The sequence below is a fragment of the Streptosporangium sp. NPDC006013 genome, assembly GCF_040614275.1.
GTDB lineage: Bacteria > Actinomycetota > Actinomycetes > Streptosporangiales > Streptosporangiaceae > Streptosporangium.
In genome coordinates, this window is the sequence record NZ_JBEXUE010000058.1 from 15,627 (window position 1) to 32,117 (window position 16,491).

General features: G+C 68.6%; 16 protein-coding genes. 7 read left to right on the forward strand and 9 right to left on the reverse strand.

The window, feature by feature from the left end; translation table 11 throughout:
• The first annotated feature begins 110 nt into the window (after positions 1–110).
• Both ABZ260_RS12065 and ABZ260_RS12070 read left to right on the forward strand, forming a co-directional pair.
• A complete protein-coding gene (locus ABZ260_RS12065; protein WP_355615966.1) occupies positions 111–1,316 on the forward strand; it encodes an RNA polymerase sigma factor in 1,206 nt (401 codons plus the stop codon).
• A gap of 168 nt (positions 1,317–1,484) precedes the next feature.
• Positions 1,485–2,150, forward strand: coding sequence for an AIM24 family protein (locus ABZ260_RS12070; protein WP_355615968.1), 666 nt, complete (start codon positions 1,485–1,487; stop codon positions 2,148–2,150).
• A 71-nt stretch (positions 2,151–2,221) separates the two neighbouring features.
• On the opposite strand, the gene ABZ260_RS12075 is transcribed toward ABZ260_RS12070, so the two are convergent.
• On the reverse strand, positions 2,222–2,578 hold the full coding sequence (locus ABZ260_RS12075; RefSeq protein ID WP_355615970.1) for a VOC family protein: 357 nt from the start codon (positions 2,576–2,578) through the stop codon (positions 2,222–2,224).
• 115 nt (positions 2,579–2,693) lie between these two features.
• Between ABZ260_RS12075 and ABZ260_RS12080 the strand changes: the two genes are divergently transcribed.
• Complete coding sequence (locus ABZ260_RS12080) at positions 2,694–3,494, forward strand: helix-turn-helix transcriptional regulator (RefSeq protein WP_355615972.1); 801 nt, start codon at positions 2,694–2,696, stop codon at positions 3,492–3,494.
• 119 nt (positions 3,495–3,613) lie between these two features.
• Here the strand turns inward: ABZ260_RS12080 and ABZ260_RS12085 are convergent, their stop codons facing one another.
• Positions 3,614–4,729 carry an epoxide hydrolase family protein gene (locus ABZ260_RS12085; RefSeq protein ID WP_355615974.1) on the reverse strand — a complete coding sequence of 372 codons (1,116 nt, stop codon included), beginning with the start codon at positions 4,727–4,729 and terminating at the stop codon, positions 3,614–3,616.
• Between the two features lie 62 nt (positions 4,730–4,791).
• Between ABZ260_RS12085 and ABZ260_RS12090 the strand changes: the two genes are divergently transcribed.
• Positions 4,792–5,751 (forward strand): YafY family protein, encoded by a 960-nt coding sequence (locus ABZ260_RS12090; RefSeq protein ID WP_355615976.1) that lies wholly within the window; start codon positions 4,792–4,794, stop codon positions 5,749–5,751.
• A 72-nt stretch (positions 5,752–5,823) separates the two neighbouring features.
• Here ABZ260_RS12090 and ABZ260_RS12095 read toward each other — a convergent pair whose 3' ends face one another.
• Entirely contained in the window at positions 5,824–7,068 is a 1,245-nt protein-coding gene (locus ABZ260_RS12095) for an MFS transporter (RefSeq protein ID WP_355615978.1), read from the reverse strand.
• 91 nt (positions 7,069–7,159) lie between these two features.
• Here ABZ260_RS12095 and ABZ260_RS12100 point away from each other — a divergent pair, with 91 nt between their 5' ends.
• On the forward strand, positions 7,160–7,711 hold the full coding sequence (locus ABZ260_RS12100; protein WP_355615980.1) for an ABATE domain-containing protein: 552 nt from the start codon (positions 7,160–7,162) through the stop codon (positions 7,709–7,711).
• Positions 7,712–7,759: 48 nt separating this feature from the next.
• Here ABZ260_RS12100 and ABZ260_RS12105 read toward each other — a convergent pair whose 3' ends face one another.
• Positions 7,760–8,707 (reverse strand): helix-turn-helix domain-containing protein, encoded by a 948-nt coding sequence (locus tag ABZ260_RS12105; RefSeq protein ID WP_355615982.1) that lies wholly within the window; start codon positions 8,705–8,707, stop codon positions 7,760–7,762.
• Positions 8,708–8,808: 101 nt separating this feature from the next.
• Between ABZ260_RS12105 and ABZ260_RS12110 the strand changes: the two genes are divergently transcribed.
• Positions 8,809–9,852, forward strand: a complete 1,044-nt coding sequence (locus ABZ260_RS12110; RefSeq protein WP_355615984.1) for a saccharopine dehydrogenase NADP-binding domain-containing protein — start codon at positions 8,809–8,811, stop codon at positions 9,850–9,852.
• Between the two features lie 20 nt (positions 9,853–9,872).
• On the opposite strand, the gene ABZ260_RS12115 is transcribed toward ABZ260_RS12110, so the two are convergent.
• From ABZ260_RS12115 to ABZ260_RS12130, 4 genes are all read right to left on the reverse strand, one after another.
• Positions 9,873–10,193, reverse strand: coding sequence for a hypothetical protein (locus ABZ260_RS12115; protein ID WP_355615996.1), 321 nt, complete (start codon positions 10,191–10,193; stop codon positions 9,873–9,875).
• Positions 10,194–10,260: 67 nt separating this feature from the next.
• A complete protein-coding gene (locus ABZ260_RS12120) occupies positions 10,261–11,100 on the reverse strand; it encodes an SMI1/KNR4 family protein (RefSeq protein WP_355615986.1) in 840 nt (279 codons plus the stop codon).
• Between the two features lie 429 nt (positions 11,101–11,529).
• A complete protein-coding gene (locus tag ABZ260_RS12125; protein ID WP_355615988.1) occupies positions 11,530–12,417 on the reverse strand; it encodes an RNA polymerase sigma-70 factor in 888 nt (295 codons plus the stop codon).
• Between the two features lie 29 nt (positions 12,418–12,446).
• Positions 12,447–13,646, reverse strand: coding sequence for an FAD-dependent oxidoreductase (locus ABZ260_RS12130; RefSeq protein ID WP_355615990.1), 1,200 nt, complete (start codon positions 13,644–13,646; stop codon positions 12,447–12,449).
• Positions 13,647–14,244: 598 nt separating this feature from the next.
• On the opposite strand from ABZ260_RS12130, the gene ABZ260_RS12135 reads away from it, so the two are divergent.
• Complete coding sequence (locus tag ABZ260_RS12135) at positions 14,245–14,781, forward strand: GNAT family N-acetyltransferase (protein WP_355615992.1); 537 nt, start codon at positions 14,245–14,247, stop codon at positions 14,779–14,781.
• Positions 14,782–15,302: 521 nt separating this feature from the next.
• Here ABZ260_RS12135 and ABZ260_RS12140 read toward each other — a convergent pair.
• Positions 15,303–16,491 (reverse strand): serine hydrolase domain-containing protein (locus ABZ260_RS12140; RefSeq protein WP_355615994.1); only part of this gene is annotated, 1,189 nt, incomplete at its 5' end.

A 16,491-nucleotide genomic window follows, 5' to 3' on the forward strand; every position in this document is an offset into this window, starting at 1 on the left:
GCGTCAGGAAGGCAGGCCCGACGGCCTCGGTTTCCCTGCAGCGCGTTCGCAACCTCCGTTGAGGAACGGAGCACCAGCCGCCAAGACGGACGACGCCGGTGACAGGTCAGGTGGAGGACCGGATCGCCGGGATCTACGCCGACGGGTGGAGCCGGATCGTGGCCACCATGATCCGGTTCACCGGCGGCGACTGGGACCTGGCCGAAGAGTGTACGCAGGACGCGTTCGCGAAGGCACTCCAAAGGTGGCCGGAATCAGGCGTACCGGACCAGCCACTGGCGTGGCTGACCACCACGGCACGCCACCGCGCGATCGACCGGATGCGTCGCGCGTCGACCGAGGCGGCGAAGCTACGGGAGGTGGCCGCGATGGACCTGGAGCCGTCGCCCTACCTGAGCGACAGCGAGATCCCCGACGAGCGCCTGGAGCTCATGTTCACCTGCTGCCATCCGTCGCTGAGTCTCGACGCCCAGGTGGCGCTGACCCTGCGGAGCCTGGCCGGCATGAGCACCGTCGAGATCGCGCGTGCGTTCCTGGTGCCGGAACGCACCATGGGTCAGCGCCTCTTTCGAGCGAAACAGAAGGTCGCGCACGCGGGCATCCCGTTTCGGGTGCCGCCCGCGCACCTGTTACCAGACCGCCTTCCCGCCGTACTCCACGTGCTCTATCTGCTGTTCAACGAAGGATACGGAGACCCCCGGAAGGCCCGGCTGTGCCGGGAAGCCATCCGTCTCGCGCGGGTGGTGACGGTGTTGATGCCCGACGAGCCCGAAGCTCATGGCATGCTCGCGCTGATGTTGCTGCACGATGCCCGGCGGCCGGCGCGCGTGGACGCGGCCGGCGAGCTGGTCACCCTGGCCGAGCAGGACCGCTCGCTGTGGGATCAGGCGCAAATCGCGGAGGGTGCCACGATCTGCGAACAGGCACTACGCCGGCGCCGCGCCGGGCCGTTCCAGCTCCAGGCGGCCATCGCGGCGTGCCACGCGACCGCGCCGGTCGCGGCCCAGACGGACTGGCCACAGATCGTCGGGCTGTACACACAGCTCGCGCGCATCGCACCAAGCCCGATCGTGGATCTGAACCGTGCCGTAGCGATCGGCATGGCCAACGGTCCCGAGGCGGCGCTACCACTGGTCGACGCGATCATCGAGACCGGACAGCTCAACGACTACTACCTGTTGCACGCCACCCGCGCCGACCTGCTGCGACGCGCCGGCCGCACGCAGGAGGCGACCGACAGCTACCGCGCGGCGCTCGACCTCGCCCCCACCGACGCCGAGCGTCGTTTCCTGCGCAACCGGCTGCAGCTTCGCTGACGGCATGCTCAGCCCCCCCGCATCGCCCGCCGGGGAATCGAGTCCGGTCAGAGGTCGGACCGCCACCGCCGGGTCGTCGAGCGTGGGAGTACGACCAGGCCACGGGAACCGGAGCGCCGTCCTCGTTCGTCACTACCCATGTCGACTACACCCGTCAAAGGGAGCCTCATGCGCAGCGCGCTCTTCGGGAACCTGGACTCCCAGCAGGTTCCCGCCAACTTCGCCCTGCAGAACTCCAAGATGCTTCGCGTCCGGCTACCGCACGAGGTGCTCGCCAGGCAGGGCTCGATGGTCGCCTTCCAGGGCCAGATGGAGTTCGACTACGAGGGATCGGGCGGGGTCGGGAAACTGTTCAAGAAGATGGTGACCGGCGAGGGCGCCCCGCTGATGCGGGTCAGGGGGCAGGGCCTGCTGTTCCTGGCCGACAACGCCGACGACATCCACCTGTTCTACCTGGAGAACGAAGCTCTCACCGTCAATGGCCGCAACCTGCTGGCCTTCGATCCCCAGCTCACCTGGGACATCCAGCGCGTGCAGGGCGCGGGGATCGCCGCGGGCGGCCTGTTCAACATGACGATCAAGGGCACCGGCTGGGTCGCGGTCACCGCGCACGGCATGCCGGTGCTCCTCGATACCTCCCAGATGCCGACCTTCGCCGACGGCCAGTCCGCGGTCTGCTGGAGTGCCGGCCTACACGTGGGCGTCAACCGAACCATGAAGGTCGGCGCGCTGATCGGCCGTGGCAGCGGCGAGGCCATGCAACTCGCCTTCCAGGGCCAGGGATTCGTTCTCGTCCAGGCGAGCGAGGGCCCGCCGGTGGTACAGGCACAGTAGGCCCGGCTTCATTTCCTGATGTTCGGGAGCGACCTCTCCCACCGTGGGCCCCTGAGCATCGTGGAGCCCGGTCAGGCCGTGGTGATGCAGAACAGGTGGCCTTCGGGGTCGGCCAGGGTGATCCATTGGCCTTCGCCGGGCTGGAAGCCGGGCTTGGTCGCGCCGAGTGCGAGCAGGTCCTCGGTCGCGGTTTCCAGATCGGCGACCTGGAAGTCGAGGTGGGCATGCTTGGCGGGGTCGGGCCAGCCCGGTCCCCGGTAGCCGGTGACCCGCTGGAAGGCGAGCTGGATCGGGCCGTCGCCCAGGTAGGCGTAGTCGTCGTCGTTGTGGGTGATCTCCCATCCGGTGAGGTGCCGGTAGAACTCGGCGAGTTCCTTCGGCGCGGCGCAGTCGATGATGATCGCGGTGAGCTTCGCGCTGACGGCCATGTCGATGACTCCTTGGTGTCGTCGGGTGCCCGTCCAGCATCCGCTCCCACGCGCCGAGAGGTCTTGAAGATCTTTGCGGATCGTTTCGTCGTACCTCCGGCGTAGTGTCTGCGGCGTGCTGTCAGCCGTGACCCTCGCCACCCGGCCGGAGTTCACCGTGACCACGGTGGGCTGCCGTGCCGACCACACCCGATGGTCGGCGCCGGAGGCACGTGATGACCATCGCATGGTGCTCGTACGGCACGGCAGGTTCCGGCGGTGGGCCGATGGAAGCAGTGCCGATCTGGATCCGACGACCGCCTACCTGGGCGCCCCGGGTGAGGAGGAACGGTTCGCGCACCCCGCCGGTGGTGACGTCTGCACCTCGGTGAGCTTCGTGCCCTGGCTCTGGGAAGGACTTTCAGTCGGGACGACGGTGTACGTGGACGCGCGTGTCGATCTCACTCACCGTCGGCTGCTGCTGGCCGCCGCCGGCGGTGACGTCGACTACGCGCTCACGGAGGAGTTGCTCCGTCTCGTCGCGATGGCCGCCGGCCGGCCGGTCGAGCGGCTGAAGCCCGCCGACCGGACGCTGGTCGCGGTGGCCCGCGAGGCGATCCTCCAGGGGGCGCCGGAGGCGGTGGCGCTGTGCTCGCTGGCCGGGCTCCTGAAGGTCTCGCCGTACCGGCTGAGCCGGGTTTTCTCCCAGGAGATGGGCGTGTCACTGACCCGCTACCGCAACCGCGTGCGCGTCGGCCAGGCCATGGACCGGCTCACGCGGGGCGAACGCGGTCTCGCCGACCTGGCCGCCGACCTTGGTTTCGCCGATCAAGCGCACCTGACCCGTACTGTCCGCGAGCATCTGGGACACACTCCGACCGTGCTGCGCCGGCTGCTGTCGGCCCGCGGGGAGCAGCGGAGCCAGAACGTCCGCTGAGCCGGCAGTGCGTCCGTGCTGAGCCGCTACATACCGTGGCGGATCTCGGGTGACGCCTTGGGAGCGAGCAGGTCCAGCAGGCGCCGCCCTCGACGGTCAACTCCTCGCGTCGGCCGAGGTCAGCGGAGCCGGCGGAAGAAGCCGCGGATGTCGTCGACCAGCAGGTCGGGCGCGTCGTGCGCGGCGAAGTGGCTGCCGGTGTCGTAGACGTTCCAGGACAGGATGTTCTTGTGGTCACGTTCGGCGAACGGGCGGATCGACTGGAAGTCCCAGGCGAAGTTCGCCAGCCCGAGCGGCACGGTGGTGGGTTCGGCCGGCTTGCCGGTGGAGTGGAAGTCCTCGTAGTAGAGGCGGGCGGATGACGCGGCGGTGTTGGTCAGCCAGTAGATCATCGTGTTGGTCAGCACGTAGTCGGGGTCGAGGTTCGGGCCGAGCAGCTGCGCGTTCCAGCCCAGCTGCCCCACCGGCGAGTCTGCCAGCGCGTGGGCCAGGGTCTGCGGCGCGGTGGACTGCAGCTTGTCGTACGCGCCGCCGTTCTCCAGCCACCACCGCAGGAATTCGACCTTTTTCTGGTCCTCTTCGGACAGGTCGGCCAGCTCGGCCGGGTCCCCGGACGGGAACGAGAAGACCTGGGTGACGTGTACACCGATGACGTGCTCGGGATCGTGACGGCCCACTTCGGGCGAGATGAGCGAGCCACCGTCGTTGCCGTGCGCGCCGTACCGTTCGTACCCGAGGCGGCGCATCAGCTCGGCCCACGCCTTCGCGATCCGGTACCGGTTCCAGCCCCGCTCCGTGGTGTGGCCGGAGAAGCCGAAACCGGGCACCGACGGGATAACCAGGTGGAACGCGTCGGCGGGGTCGCCGCCGTGGGCTCGCGGGTCGCTCAGCGGGCCGATCACATCCAGGTACTCGACGATCGTGGTCGGCCAGCCGTGCGTGAGCAGCAGCGGCGTGGCGTCCGGCTCGGGCGAGCGGACGTGCAGGAAGTGCACGTTCTGCCCGTCGATGACTGTGGTGAACTGCGGGTACTCGTTGAGCTTCGTCTCCCAGGCGCGCCAGTCGTACCCGTCGCGCCACCGCTGGACGAGGCTCTGCAGGTACTGCAGCGAAACGCCGTAGTCGCTGTCGGCGTCGGGCAGCTCGTTGGTCCAGCGGACCCGGGCCAGGCGCTCGGTCAGCTCGTCCAGGTCGGCCTGCGGGATGTCGATGCGGAATTCGCGGATCTCGGTCATGTCATCGACTCTGTCGGACCATTAGGAAGGGTTTATTCCTAATGACCTGAGAACCTTGAGCAATGTTGGAAACCTCGGCCCGTCTCCTGCGGCTGCTCTCCCTCCTGCAAACCTCACGCGACTGGACCGGCGCCGAACTCGCCGAGCGCCTCGGGGTGAGTGGGCGGACCGTACGTACCGATGTGGAGCGCCTGCGCAGTCTCGGCTACCCGGTACTGGCCACGCGCGGCGCCGTCGGCGGCTACCGTCTCGGTGCCGGCGCGGCCCTGCCGCCGTTGCTGCTCGACGACGAGGAAGCGGTCGCCGTCACGGTCGGCCTCCGGACCGCGACCGGTGGCGCCATCGCGGGAATCGAGGAGGCGTCCCTGCGGGCGCTGGCGAAGCTGGAGCGGGTACTGCCGTCCCGGCTGCGGCGCCGGGTCAACACCCTGCAGACCTACACGGTGCCGGTTCCCCGCGACGACGCCGGTCCCAGCGTCTCCCCTTTGATCCTGACCACCCTGGCCGCGGCCTGCCGCGACCGGGAACGGCTCCGGTTCGACTACCACGACCATGCCGGTACGGCCACTTTGCGCATCGTCGAGCCGTACCGGCTGGTCAACTGGGGCCGCCGCTGGTACCTGCTGGCGTGGGACGTCGAGCGGGGCGACTGGCGCACCTTCCGCGTCGATCGGATACGGCCCCGTACCCCGACAGGCCCCCGCTTCACACCGCGCGACCTGCCCGACGACGACGTCGCCGGTTACGTGTCACGCCGGGCGTCCGCCGCCGCCTGGCGCTACCGGGCACAGGTCACCGTGCACGCGCCGGCCGATGTCGTCGCCGATCGGATCAGCCCGGCGGTCGGAACGGTCGAACGCATCGACGAACGCACCTGCGTTCTGCACACCGGCGCGGACACGGTCGAGACCCTCGGCGTCTACCTGGGCCTGCTCGGCGAGGATTTCCGCGTCACCGGGCCACCGGAACTCCTCGCGCACCTGCGCCGTCTCGCCGGCCGATACGCGCGAGCGACTGCCTGACGACCCGTTCCACCTGATCACCACCAAGCCCGGCAAAGGGTGGGAGCCTGCGCCAAGTGCCGCCGACCGCGCTCACCCGACGGGCTGATGGTCCGCTTTCGGCTCGATGGCCGCAGACAGATCCGTACGGAGCGCGTACGGCACAAAGACGCTCAGCACGACGACGGCGAGCCCCGTGGCCAGGACGAACACCACCCGTACCCCCCATAGCTCCGCCGCGACTCCGGCCAGCGCCGCGCTGGCCGGAATCACCCCCCAACTGAGCACCCGAGACGCGGCGTAGATACGCCCCAGCAACTCCGGCGGCGACAGGTTCTGCCGGATCGTGGCCACCAGGATGCGCCAGATGCTCGATCCGGCCCCAGCGATCACTGCCCCGGCGGCCACGGTCCACACCGGCCCGCCCAGCGCCACCGGCGCCACCAGCAGAACGGTCCCGGCGGCGTCGGCGATCAGCAGCCTGGTCACCCCGAACCGGCGCCGCAACGGCTCCACCAGCGCCGCCGAGAGCAGCCCGCCCACGGCCATCGCCGTCAGCACCAGGCCGTACTGGGCTGTGGTGAGATCGAGCGGGCCGGGGCTGACGGCGTACACGACGAGCAGGGCCGTCGCGACCGCCCAGGGGATGTTCATCACGGCGGTGAAGAGGGTCAGCGTTCGCACCACCGGCTGCCGCCACAGGTACCGGAAGCCGGCGACCACGCCGCCGCCCGCTGAGGTTCGGGCCTCGGCGGGCGCCCGGCGCAGAGCCATCATGGCGATTCCTGCGACGGCCAGGACGTAGAGGGCCGCGCTCGCGCCGGTGGCCAGGGCGAGGGTGAGGCCTGCCAGCAGGCCCGCGAGCGGTGGGCCGGCGAGTTCGTTGGTGACGTTGGTGGTCGCCTCGATGCGCGCGTTGGCTCTGTTGCGACCGGCAGGCTCGACGACCATGGGGATGGTCGAGGTCAGCGCGGTGTCGACCAGCGTCTCGGCCACGCCGAGCAGCACCGCCACGGCGAGGAGCAGCGACAGCGACAGGGTGCCGGTGAGGTGGCTGATGGTGAGGCCGGACAGCACCAGCGCGCGGACCAGGTTGACGCCGCTCAGCAGCATCCGGCGGTCGACCCGGTCGACGATCCAGCCGGCGTGCAGGCCGAAGACCGGCCATGCCAGGGTGAGCGCCACCGTCACGGCCGCCACCCCGCCGGGCGAGGCGTCGGCGGCGATGGCGAGCAGTGGCAGAACGAACAGCGCCATGCCGTCGCCGAGGTTCGCGGCACCGGTGCCGAACCACAGCGCGTTGAACGGCCGGCCCAGCGACAGGGGGAGGAGGCGCATTTCTTACCCTTCAAATACATTTGATCGGTCATAGCGTGCCCCGTACCACCCAACCTGTCAACAGGGTTTGATCGGTGAGATACTCGATGCCGTGACTGCCATCGAGTTGGTTGGGAACGCGCTGTGCCTGGACTTCGCCAACACGGTCAACGACCGTCCGGTGGCTCGGCGAGACTGGCTGGGTACCCCGGAGGGGGCTGTGACCTGGGCCGCGGCGGCGGGGCATCCGATCGAGGAACCGGACGGGCTCGCAGCGGCCCTGCCGGATGCCCGCGAGCTACGCGAGGCGGTGTTCCGGGTGTTTCAGCCGCTCACGCAGGGGGGGCGGGCGCCGCAGCCGGATCTTGATGTCATCGTCGCGCTGCACGGTGACGGCATCGCCCATGGCCGACTGGAGGAGGCCGGCGGGAACTTCCGGCTCTCGTGGGGGGCGCCGCGTACGGTGCGGACCCTGCTCTGGGAGGTCGCGGCTTCGGCGGTCGAGCTGCTCACCCACGGGCCACTGGATCGGCTCGGTGAGTGTCCGTCGTGCTACTGGTTGTTCCTGGACGTCAGCAAGAATCGTCGCCGCCGGTGGTGCAGCATGACCACCTGCGGCAGTCGCGACAAGTCGCGGCGCTACTACGCGGGACGCTCCTCCTGAGGGCCTCGGTCGTGTTGGGACGTGGCGGTACGCCAAGGACCATAGGCCTCACGCTCGGAAGGTCCGGCGGTAGGCGTCCGGTGGTACGCCGATCGTGCGGTGGAAGTGGCGGCGCAGTGTCGTCGCCGTGCCCATGCCCGCGGCCGAGGCGATGGCCTCGACGCTGTCGTCCGTGGCCTCCAGCAGTTCCTGCGCGCGGCGGATCCGCTGCGTCAGCAGCCACTGCAGCGGGGTGGTGCCGGTTACCGAGCGGAAGTGGCGGGCCAGGTGGCGCGAGCTCATGTTCGCCTGGCGGGCCAGGTCCTCCACGGTGAGCGGCTGGTCCAGCCGCCGCATCACCCAGGTGAGCAGCTCGGCCAGGGGATGGCCGTCCTGGGCGGGCACCGGTGTGGTGACGAACTGAGCCTGGCCACCGGCCCGGTGAGGCGGCACGACCAGGCGGCGGGCGACCACGTTGGCGACCGCCGGGCCGTGGTCGCGGCGGACCAGATGCAGGCACAGGTCCATCGCCGCGGCCTTGCCCGCGGACGTGAGCACGCTGCCGTTGTCGACGTACAGCACATCCGGGTCGACCTGCACCCGTGGATAGCGCGCCGCCAGTTCCTCGGTGTGGGCCCAGTGCGTCGTCGCGCGCAGCCCGTCCAGCAGGCCGGCGGCGGCGAGCACGAACACGCCCGTGCACAGGGAGACCACCCGCGCGCCCGACTCGTGGGCCACGCGCACCGCCTCGACCAGGTCGGCCGGCGGGTCCTCGTCGACGTCCGCCAAGGCGGGGACGATCACGGTGTCGGCGTGCGCCAGCCGGTCGAGCCCGCAGTCCGGCTCCAGCAGGAACCGGCCGACCCGGGCGGCGTGCGTGCCGCACACCCTGACGTCGTACCAGGGGCCTGGCAGGGCGGCCGGGGCGGAGCCGAACACCTCGTAGGCCAGGGCCAGCTCGAAGTGCAGCATCCCGTCGGTAGCGGCGACCGCGACAGAGCGCGGAACAGGACTCATGTCGGGAATTGTACGGGTCATGTCGTTCCGGACACTGGCCCCGATAGGCCGATGGGGACAGGATTTCCGCAGTGGATCACTTCGAGCACATGGGAGCAGGCATGGAATCGGGACGGAACGTGGCGGTGTTCGGCGCCTACGGGCACACCGGGCGGTTCGTGGTCACGGAGTTGCGCGAGCGCGGATATGTCCCGCTGCTCCTCGGCCGCGACCAGGACAAGCTGCTGGCGCTGGCGCAGGCCCAGCCGGGGCTCGAGGCGCGGCAGGCGTCGGTCGACGATCCGGCCTCGCTCGACCGCGCGCTGAACGGCGCGGCCGCCGTGATCAACTGCGCCGGGCCCTTCGCCACGACCGCCGCCCCGCTGGTCGAGGCCGCGCTGCGGGCCGGCATCCCATATGTCGACGTGGCGGCCGAGATCGAGGCGAACCTTGACACGTTCACGCACTTCGCGGAGCGTGCCCGCGCCGCGGGCACCGTGGTGGTCCCGGCGATGGCCTTCTACGGCGGCCTCGGCGACCTGCTGGTCACCACCGCGATGGGCGACTGGACGGCTGCGGACGAGGCACACATCGCCTACGGCCTGAGCAGTTGGCACCCCACGGCCGGAACACTCGCTTCGGGCGCGGTCTCGGGGCAGCGGCGGGGTGGCCGCCGTGTCCGCTACACCGGCGGACGGCTGGAACACCACGACGATGCTCTGCCGACCCTGGAGTGGCCCTTCCCGGCTCCGCTCGGCCCCCAGAGCGTCATCGGAGAGTTCACCATGGCCGACGTCGTCACCGTTCCCAGTCATCTGGCCGTCCCGGAGGTACGCACCTACATGACCGCCAAGGCGGCCGCGGACCTGTCCGCTCCTGACGCCTCGGCACCGGCCACCGTCGACGAGCTCGGCCGATCCGCGCAGACCTTCGTCGTCGACGTCCTGGTCCGCTCGGGCGGCGCGGAACGCCGCGTGGTCGCCGCCGGTCAGGACATCTACGCCATCAGCGCGCCACTCGCGGTGGAGGCCGTCGACCGCATTCTCACCGGCCGGACCAGGACCATCGGCGTCGCTTCCGCGGGCGCGGTCTTCGACGCCCCGGACTTCCTCCGCGCCCTGTCCGCGCACCTCTCGGTGCACGTCCCGCTCGACACACGCGGCTGACCGACGACCCGTACCGGGATTCAGACTGTGGTCAGTGCGGTCGATGCCGGCGCCGACTCCGACAGACGGGAGCCCCCGTGGAGATCGACCAGCAGCAACTCGATGAGATCCTGGCCGATTTCTCCGCACCAGGCCGAGCCACCTGCCTCGATGACCCGGTCCTGAACCTCGGCTACGCCGCCACTGAACAAGACGACCTGGGCATACCCCGGTTCACTCCAGAACTGCCGCAGGTTCCCATCGCCCTGGTCCAAGCGGGACTCCAGCGCGACGGCGTCGGCGGTCAGCGCCCCGGCTCGCAGCGCGGCGGCCAGGCCGGCGATGACATGCTCACCGTCCATGTGACGGTGCAGCAGCAGGACCCGGACCTGGCGTCCGATCAGCCGAGCCGGTACCGAGTACTTGTTGCTAGGGCCAGACAGGCTCTCCGCGGTGCGTCGTCGTCGACAGCACCTGGCAACCCATGCGGCGGACGGCATCGAACAGTGTGACGCGCGCCCGCCCTTCGTCTTCAGCCGGGAAGGCAACCCGGATCTGGTGACCGTAGGCCGTCTCGTAGGTCAGCAACCAGCCAAGGTCCGTGGCTGCGAAATGGTCTTGTCGACAGTCGTCTCCATCATCGTTCGCGCCCCGGTCGGCCGTGGGCGCGAGCGCGTCACGGAGAATCCGTAGCCGCTCAAGGTAGGGCAACTCGCCTTCGGACAGCTTGATGTAAACGTGTTCGCGCTCGCGAAACGGCTCGAACCACGGCGACGCCTCGACCTCATCGGGCAATATCGTCGTGGTGATCCGTCCGCTCAACCAGCCGTGGAGGAACTCCACCGCGCCGACGTCATGTGCGTCGTAGCAGACGTTGCGCGAGTTCCAGACCACGACCCTCCAACTGTCCGGTTCTCCGTCGGTCAGCCAGCAAAGCGAGTCACCGTTGTCGGTGTCGGCCCACTCCAGCAGCCCACCGGGTTCCGGATAGAACGGGTACGGGCATTCGTCGGGATACTTCTCACGGAAAGACCGCTCTCTATCCAGCAGCCGCTGTGCGTACTGAACCAGCAGGTCGTGAGCGCCAAACGGAGTCAGCGGCGTGATGAAGTCAACAAACTGGCCGTGCCCATATTGCTCGATGAGCGTCTTGAAGTCAGCGGGCAGCCCAAGCCCAAGGGTGGCCTCGACCTCACTCCAGTCGCCGTGCGCGTCGACCGGTTCCGTGGGCGGCGACACAAAGCGGATCAATTCCTCCATCGCCGTCATGGCCGGCAAGTGTAGTGAGCCGACGATCAGGTTTCTCGCGTTCATCAGCGTCACGTAGGCCGCGAGCTCGGACCGCGGCGGATACCTCGCCGGTGCTGCGTTCCGTACCGGAAGTCGAGACCCCAAGGTCATTGGATGAAGTTCTGCGAACGGGGTCAATGTGTCAACGACGTCTGAATCTTCGTCGTTGACACTGCTTGCAAATCGGTCCGATCTCCGGCCGTACGGGCCGCAAGCCGGGCGGCGACCTCCCCGCGAGTGACCGTGACTGCCCCCTGTTGACCGCCCTTAATGGCCCGCTAATGGCCCGACGATCACGCTCACGACCGCCCTGTCCCGGGTCCGCTCATGGACGGCGGGATCAAGTCGGCCAGGCCGCTCATATGTTGGCAGCCGGCCAGCGGTGCCGAGGGGGATCCCGCGCAGATCTCAGGGCGTGCCGACGTCGCGAGTGGTTCTGTCGGCAATAGCCTGGAGTTTGTCGGGGTTGGCGACGTTGTGGATGGCGGTGATGCGGCCGTCAGCGTCGAAGTCGAAGGTGACAGTGGCGATGACACGACCCGAGCCGATGAACACCATGCCCGGGCCGCCGTTGATCTCGACCAGTTCGGCATTCATGTCGGCAGGCTCGACGCCCTGGTAGGTGACCTCGCCGATGGCCGCGAACCAGGCGGCCACCGTTTGTGCGCCCACGACCGGACGCAATGCCTGGCGGACCTTGCCGCCGCCGTCGGTCCACAGTGTGACGTCCGGGGACAGCAGTTCCATAAGGGTGTTGATGTCACCACCGGTCGCGGCGGCAAGGAACCGACCGGTGGCGTCGCGCTGCCGCGACCGGTCCGCGGTAAAGCGTGGCCGCCGGGCCCGTACATGCTCGCGAGCACGATGCGCCGCCTGGCGCACCGCGGCCTCGGAACGCTCCACCGCCTCCGCGATTTCGGCATGGCTGAAGTCGAAGACCTCCCTCAGCACGAACACCGCGCGCTCGAGCGGGCTCAGCGTTTCCAGCACCACCAGCATCGCCATCGATACCGACTCGGCGTTCGTGATGTCGTCGGCGGTGTCGCCACTGGTGAGAATGGGCTCTGGCAGCCACGGCCCCACATATGTCTCGCGCTGGTGCCTGGTCGACCGCAGCCGTTCCAGCGCCAGATTCGACACGATCCGCGCCAGATATGCCTTGGGGTCGGCCACCTGCGAGCGGCCGGTGGCCGACCATTTAATCCAGGCCTCCTGGACCGCATCCTCGGCGTCTGCCACGGTGCCGAGAATGCGGTAGGCCACTGAGAACAGCAGGTTGCGATGCTGGTTGAACACCTGCTGGTCGTGATCCGGGGACGGGTGCGTCACCGCACCCCCCGGATACGAGTGAAGCGGCCGCCGCGGGGCCAGAACGCGCCCGAGGCGGGCATCTTCTTCATGCGGCCGTAGGTCGGCCACGGCGAAGCAGTCACTGTCTCCTTATACCGTGCTGCCATGCGACCGGTCAGATACACCCGTCGAGGGCTGTCGTCGGGGTGGGTGAACTGAACGACCGCGTCATGCCGTCCCAGGCTCACCGGTGTGTGGTAGTAGCCGAAGCGGAACGGCTTGGGCTGTTTGCCGTTCAGCGCACGGACGATCGACACCGCGGCATGCACACCGGTCGGCATGCCGCCCTGGCAGGTGCCGTGCATGACGCCGTAGCCCTGGTGGATCGCGGCCGCGTCACCCACAGCGTACACATCCGGGTGCGACACCGACCGCAGCGCGGCGTCGGTGACGATGCGGCCGCGCTCGTCGACGGTCAGACCCGCGGCGGCCGCCAGCGGCGACACCCGCGTACCGCTCGTCCACAGGACGACATCGGCGGCAATGCTCTCCCCACCCGCCAGATCGACCGAATCGGGCAGCACCTTCACCACCTCGATCCCGCTGCGCACGCGGATATCCAGGCGCTCGAGCGCGGCCTGCAGATACGCCTTGGCCTTGGGGTTCATGGCCGCACCGGGTTCCTGCCGGCCCAGAAGCACGACGTTCAGCTCTGGGTGCTGCTCGGCGATCTCCGCGGCCGACTCGATGCCGGTCAACCCGCTGCCACCGACCACGACTGTGCCGCGGCCGAGCCGAGCCAGTCGGTCGGCCAGCAACTCGGCGTCCTGGGCGCTGTTGAGTGTGTACGCGTGCTCCTCAACACCGGGCACCGCCTCCGTGTCGGCCATGCCGCCCAGCCCGTACACCAGTGTGTCGTAGTGCAGCACCCGGTTGTCGTCGATGCACACAGTCTTCGCGTTCGCGTCCACGGCCGTCACCCAGCCACGCACAAACTCCGCCCTCGTGCCCTCAAGCAGCTCCGGGATGCTCATTTCGGCGAGTTGCTGCCCGGTCGCCGTCATGTGCAGCCGCAGCCGCTCGGTGAACCGCTCTTGGGCATTCACCAGCGTTACCTGCACGTCCTTGCGCCGCTTGTCCCGAGCGGCGAGCTGGATCGCTGCGGACATGCCCGCGTACCCCGCCCCCAGAATCAGAACGCGGTGCGTGGCCGCCATGCCGTGCTGTGTGCTCATCGTTTGCGCCTTTCTCGTCGTGCTGACGATCACGAGATGCAAGCTGCCTGCCTGTACGTGACATGCGATCGGTGTGACACGCGACACAGTCGGCTTGATGGCGTTCTCGGCCTACGTGATCAACGAATCCCACCGTGCCGCCAGCACTCCCGCGGCGATGGTCCATCAGCGCGGCTCCAACGACCGTCAGCTGCAGGTGGCGGAACGGCTCAACAAGGCATCGGGCAGCGACGGAAGCCGCAGAAGGCCGAATAACGATCAAAGCCCAGGTCGGGGAAACCATCCCTTACCTGGGCTAACGCATGAGTGGAGCCTAGGAGATTCGAACTCCTGACATCCTGCTTGCGAATCGGCCCGACCTTAAGCCGTAACGGCCTGGACCTGGGCGGCGGACCGTCCGTGAGTGACCGCTGTTTACCCCCTTAATGGCCCGACGATCATGCCAGTAGCTCTTCCCATAGGTCTTGCTCGGTCAACTGCTTGGCTAGCCACCCGACAGAAAAACCGGTGCAGTATCCCCAAGGCGACGGGATACGATTTGGCGCTCGTACGGAGCCGCTGTACGTTCGCCCGGACGTAGGCAACCCGACCTATCGGAGTGGAAATCGTGACGCGGCGAGTTCGACAGGCGGTTCCGCTGGACGCTGCGCCCCTTGGCGTGATCCAGGCCGCGTCATGGCGGGCGGCCTTCCACGGACTCATGCCCGGGGAGTACCTGGCGAACCTGGACACCGAGGCCTTCCAGAAAACGTGGGCGAACGTCCTCGCCGAATCTCAGTGGCCCTTGTCAGGCGCGCTGGTGGCCGAGAAAGCCGACAGGGTCGTGGGCTACTCACGCTTCTATCCCACCGATGACGCCGATGACGACCCGACGGCCGTAGGCATGATCGGATCGATCTACACGCTGCCCGAGGTCTGGGGCACAGGGATCGGCAAGGCGCTGATGGCGGAAGTCGTCGACAATCTGGCCCGAGCCGGCTATGCCGAGGCCACCCTGTGGGTGCTCGAAGGCAATGACAGGGCCCAGGACTTTTATCGAGGGCAGGGCTGGAGTAAGGACGGTGGCATGGTCGAGGACCGGAGTGACGGGTTCCTCATCACCAAGGTCCGCTACCGTCGTCCGCTGTCAATCTGATCGATCTCGGACCTCTTTGACCGCATGAAGAAGCCATCGGGCCGCAACGGGCACGTGAGATCGAGAAGGCCGAACAACGATCAAGGCCCATTTGATCTCCTGCGCTGAGCGCGGCGAAGCTTGGCTGACCCTGGTAGTGAGCTCTGCCGCCGATGCGTTTGGCCTTGGTCACCTGCCCGGCCTTTCGCGCCCGGCACTGCTTGGCCTGGCCGTCGCGGCTGTGCCGCCGGGCGGGCGAGCCGACCTCAGGCGAACAGGGCCACGACCACACCCTCGCGGAAACGTCGACGGTTCGGCCGCCAGGGGCTGACCGTCGGGTGTCGCGGGTTGAGGGCGGGCGTACCAGGCGCGGGCGCGGTGTCAGTCGTCGATCGTCTGGTAGAGCATGGTCCAGAAGTCGCGGACAACCTGCGGCGCTCATGATCCGGCTCTACTTCCCCGCCCTATCCCCGGCGACCGGCAGGATCGCCGACCGTCAGGGGGCGGGAGTCGGGGTGGAATGCCTGGCCGGCTCGGCCCCGTCAGCCCGCGGCCTTCCCGCCGCAGAACACCTCCTTGAGGAGCTTGTCCAGCGCCTTCGGGAACGCCTGCGCTGGGTCGACTGCGGCGTCCCCGGTGGTGATCGAGGCGGCCATGGTCTTCTTGCCGTCGGGCGTGCTGTAGATCAGCGCCCCGTAGCCATTGCTGCTGCCGTTGTGGTTGAAGACGGTGCCGACGCAGCCCGGGCCCAGGTCCTGCACGTACAGCCCGAGGCCGTAGCTGCCGAAGAGGCCGCTGCTCTTGGGGTGCGGCTTGCGCATCTCGGCCAGCAGCGGGGCCGGCAGGAGCTTGCCGCCCTGCAGCGCGGAGAAGAACGTCTGAAGATCCTCGGTGGTCGAGATCATCTCACCTGCGGCGGAGATCCAGGAGGGGTTCTGGCGGGTGACGTCGATCGTCTTCCACTGACCGGCGTCCTCATACCGGTAGTAGGCGTGGGCGTATGGCCTGGGCATCTCCGGCGAGGTGCCCGGCACCACAGTGCGCCGCATCTTGAGCGGCCCCAGGATCCGCCGCTTCATCTCCGTGGCGTAGGAGTGGCCGGTGACCTTCTCGATCAGCAGCTTGGCCAGCACGTAGTTGGTGTTGGCGTAGCTCCAGTTCGTCCCCGGCGCGAACTTCGCCGGCTTGGACAACGCCAGCCGTACCAGTTCCTCGTCCTGGTAGGTGTGGAACCGCTTGTCCACCCACTCCCGGCCCGCCCAGGGGATCCCCGGCACGATCGTCCCGTCGTCGTAGTACTCGCCGGTGAAGTTGAACAACCCGCTGGTGTGCTGCAGCAGCATCCGCACCGTGATCTGCCGGTCCAGCTTGAACCTGGGCAGGTAGTCGGCCACCGGGGTGTCCAGCCCGATCTCGCCGTCGGCCACCAGTTGCAGCACCAGGGTCGCGGTGAAGGTCTTGGTAGTGCTGCCGATCCGGAAGTGGCCGTTGGTCGGCGGTTTGGCGCTCTGGCCCAGCTTGCGCACCCCGGCGCTGCCGACCCACTCGCCCCGCTGATCGTTCACGCGCATCTGCACCCCGGCGTAACCGGCATCGACGAACTCCTGGATGGCCTTCTGCAGCTCCGGGCGGTCCTGCCCGGCAGCGGCCTTCGGCATGGCCACACCCGCGGTGCACGAGCGGGAGATCACCGCCCCCGTCGATCTGTGCCTGCCCGACGGACGCCTCAAC

Coding starts and splice junctions, on each gene's coding strand:
- ABZ260_RS12110 (WP_355615984.1), top strand. CDS start 8,809: ATGGAATCGGGACGGAACGTGGCGGTGTTCGGCGCCTACGGGCACACC.
- ABZ260_RS12105 (WP_355615982.1), bottom strand. CDS start 8,707: ATGAGTCCTGTTCCGCGCTCTGTCGCGGTCGCCGCTACCGACGGGATG.
- ABZ260_RS12095 (WP_355615978.1), bottom strand. CDS start 7,068: ATGCGCCTCCTCCCCCTGTCGCTGGGCCGGCCGTTCAACGCGCTGTGG.
- ABZ260_RS12090 (WP_355615976.1), top strand. CDS start 4,792: ATGTTGGAAACCTCGGCCCGTCTCCTGCGGCTGCTCTCCCTCCTGCAA.
- ABZ260_RS12115 (WP_355615996.1), bottom strand. CDS start 10,193: ATGGACGGTGAGCATGTCATCGCCGGCCTGGCCGCCGCGCTGCGAGCC.
- ABZ260_RS12120 (WP_355615986.1), bottom strand. CDS start 11,100: ATGACGGCGATGGAGGAATTGATCCGCTTTGTGTCGCCGCCCACGGAA.
- ABZ260_RS12075 (WP_355615970.1), bottom strand. CDS start 2,578: ATGGCCGTCAGCGCGAAGCTCACCGCGATCATCATCGACTGCGCCGCG.
- ABZ260_RS12070 (WP_355615968.1), top strand. CDS start 1,485: ATGCGCAGCGCGCTCTTCGGGAACCTGGACTCCCAGCAGGTTCCCGCC.
- ABZ260_RS12085 (WP_355615974.1), bottom strand. CDS start 4,729: ATGACCGAGATCCGCGAATTCCGCATCGACATCCCGCAGGCCGACCTG.
- ABZ260_RS12130 (WP_355615990.1), bottom strand. CDS start 13,646: ATGAGCACACAGCACGGCATGGCGGCCACGCACCGCGTTCTGATTCTG.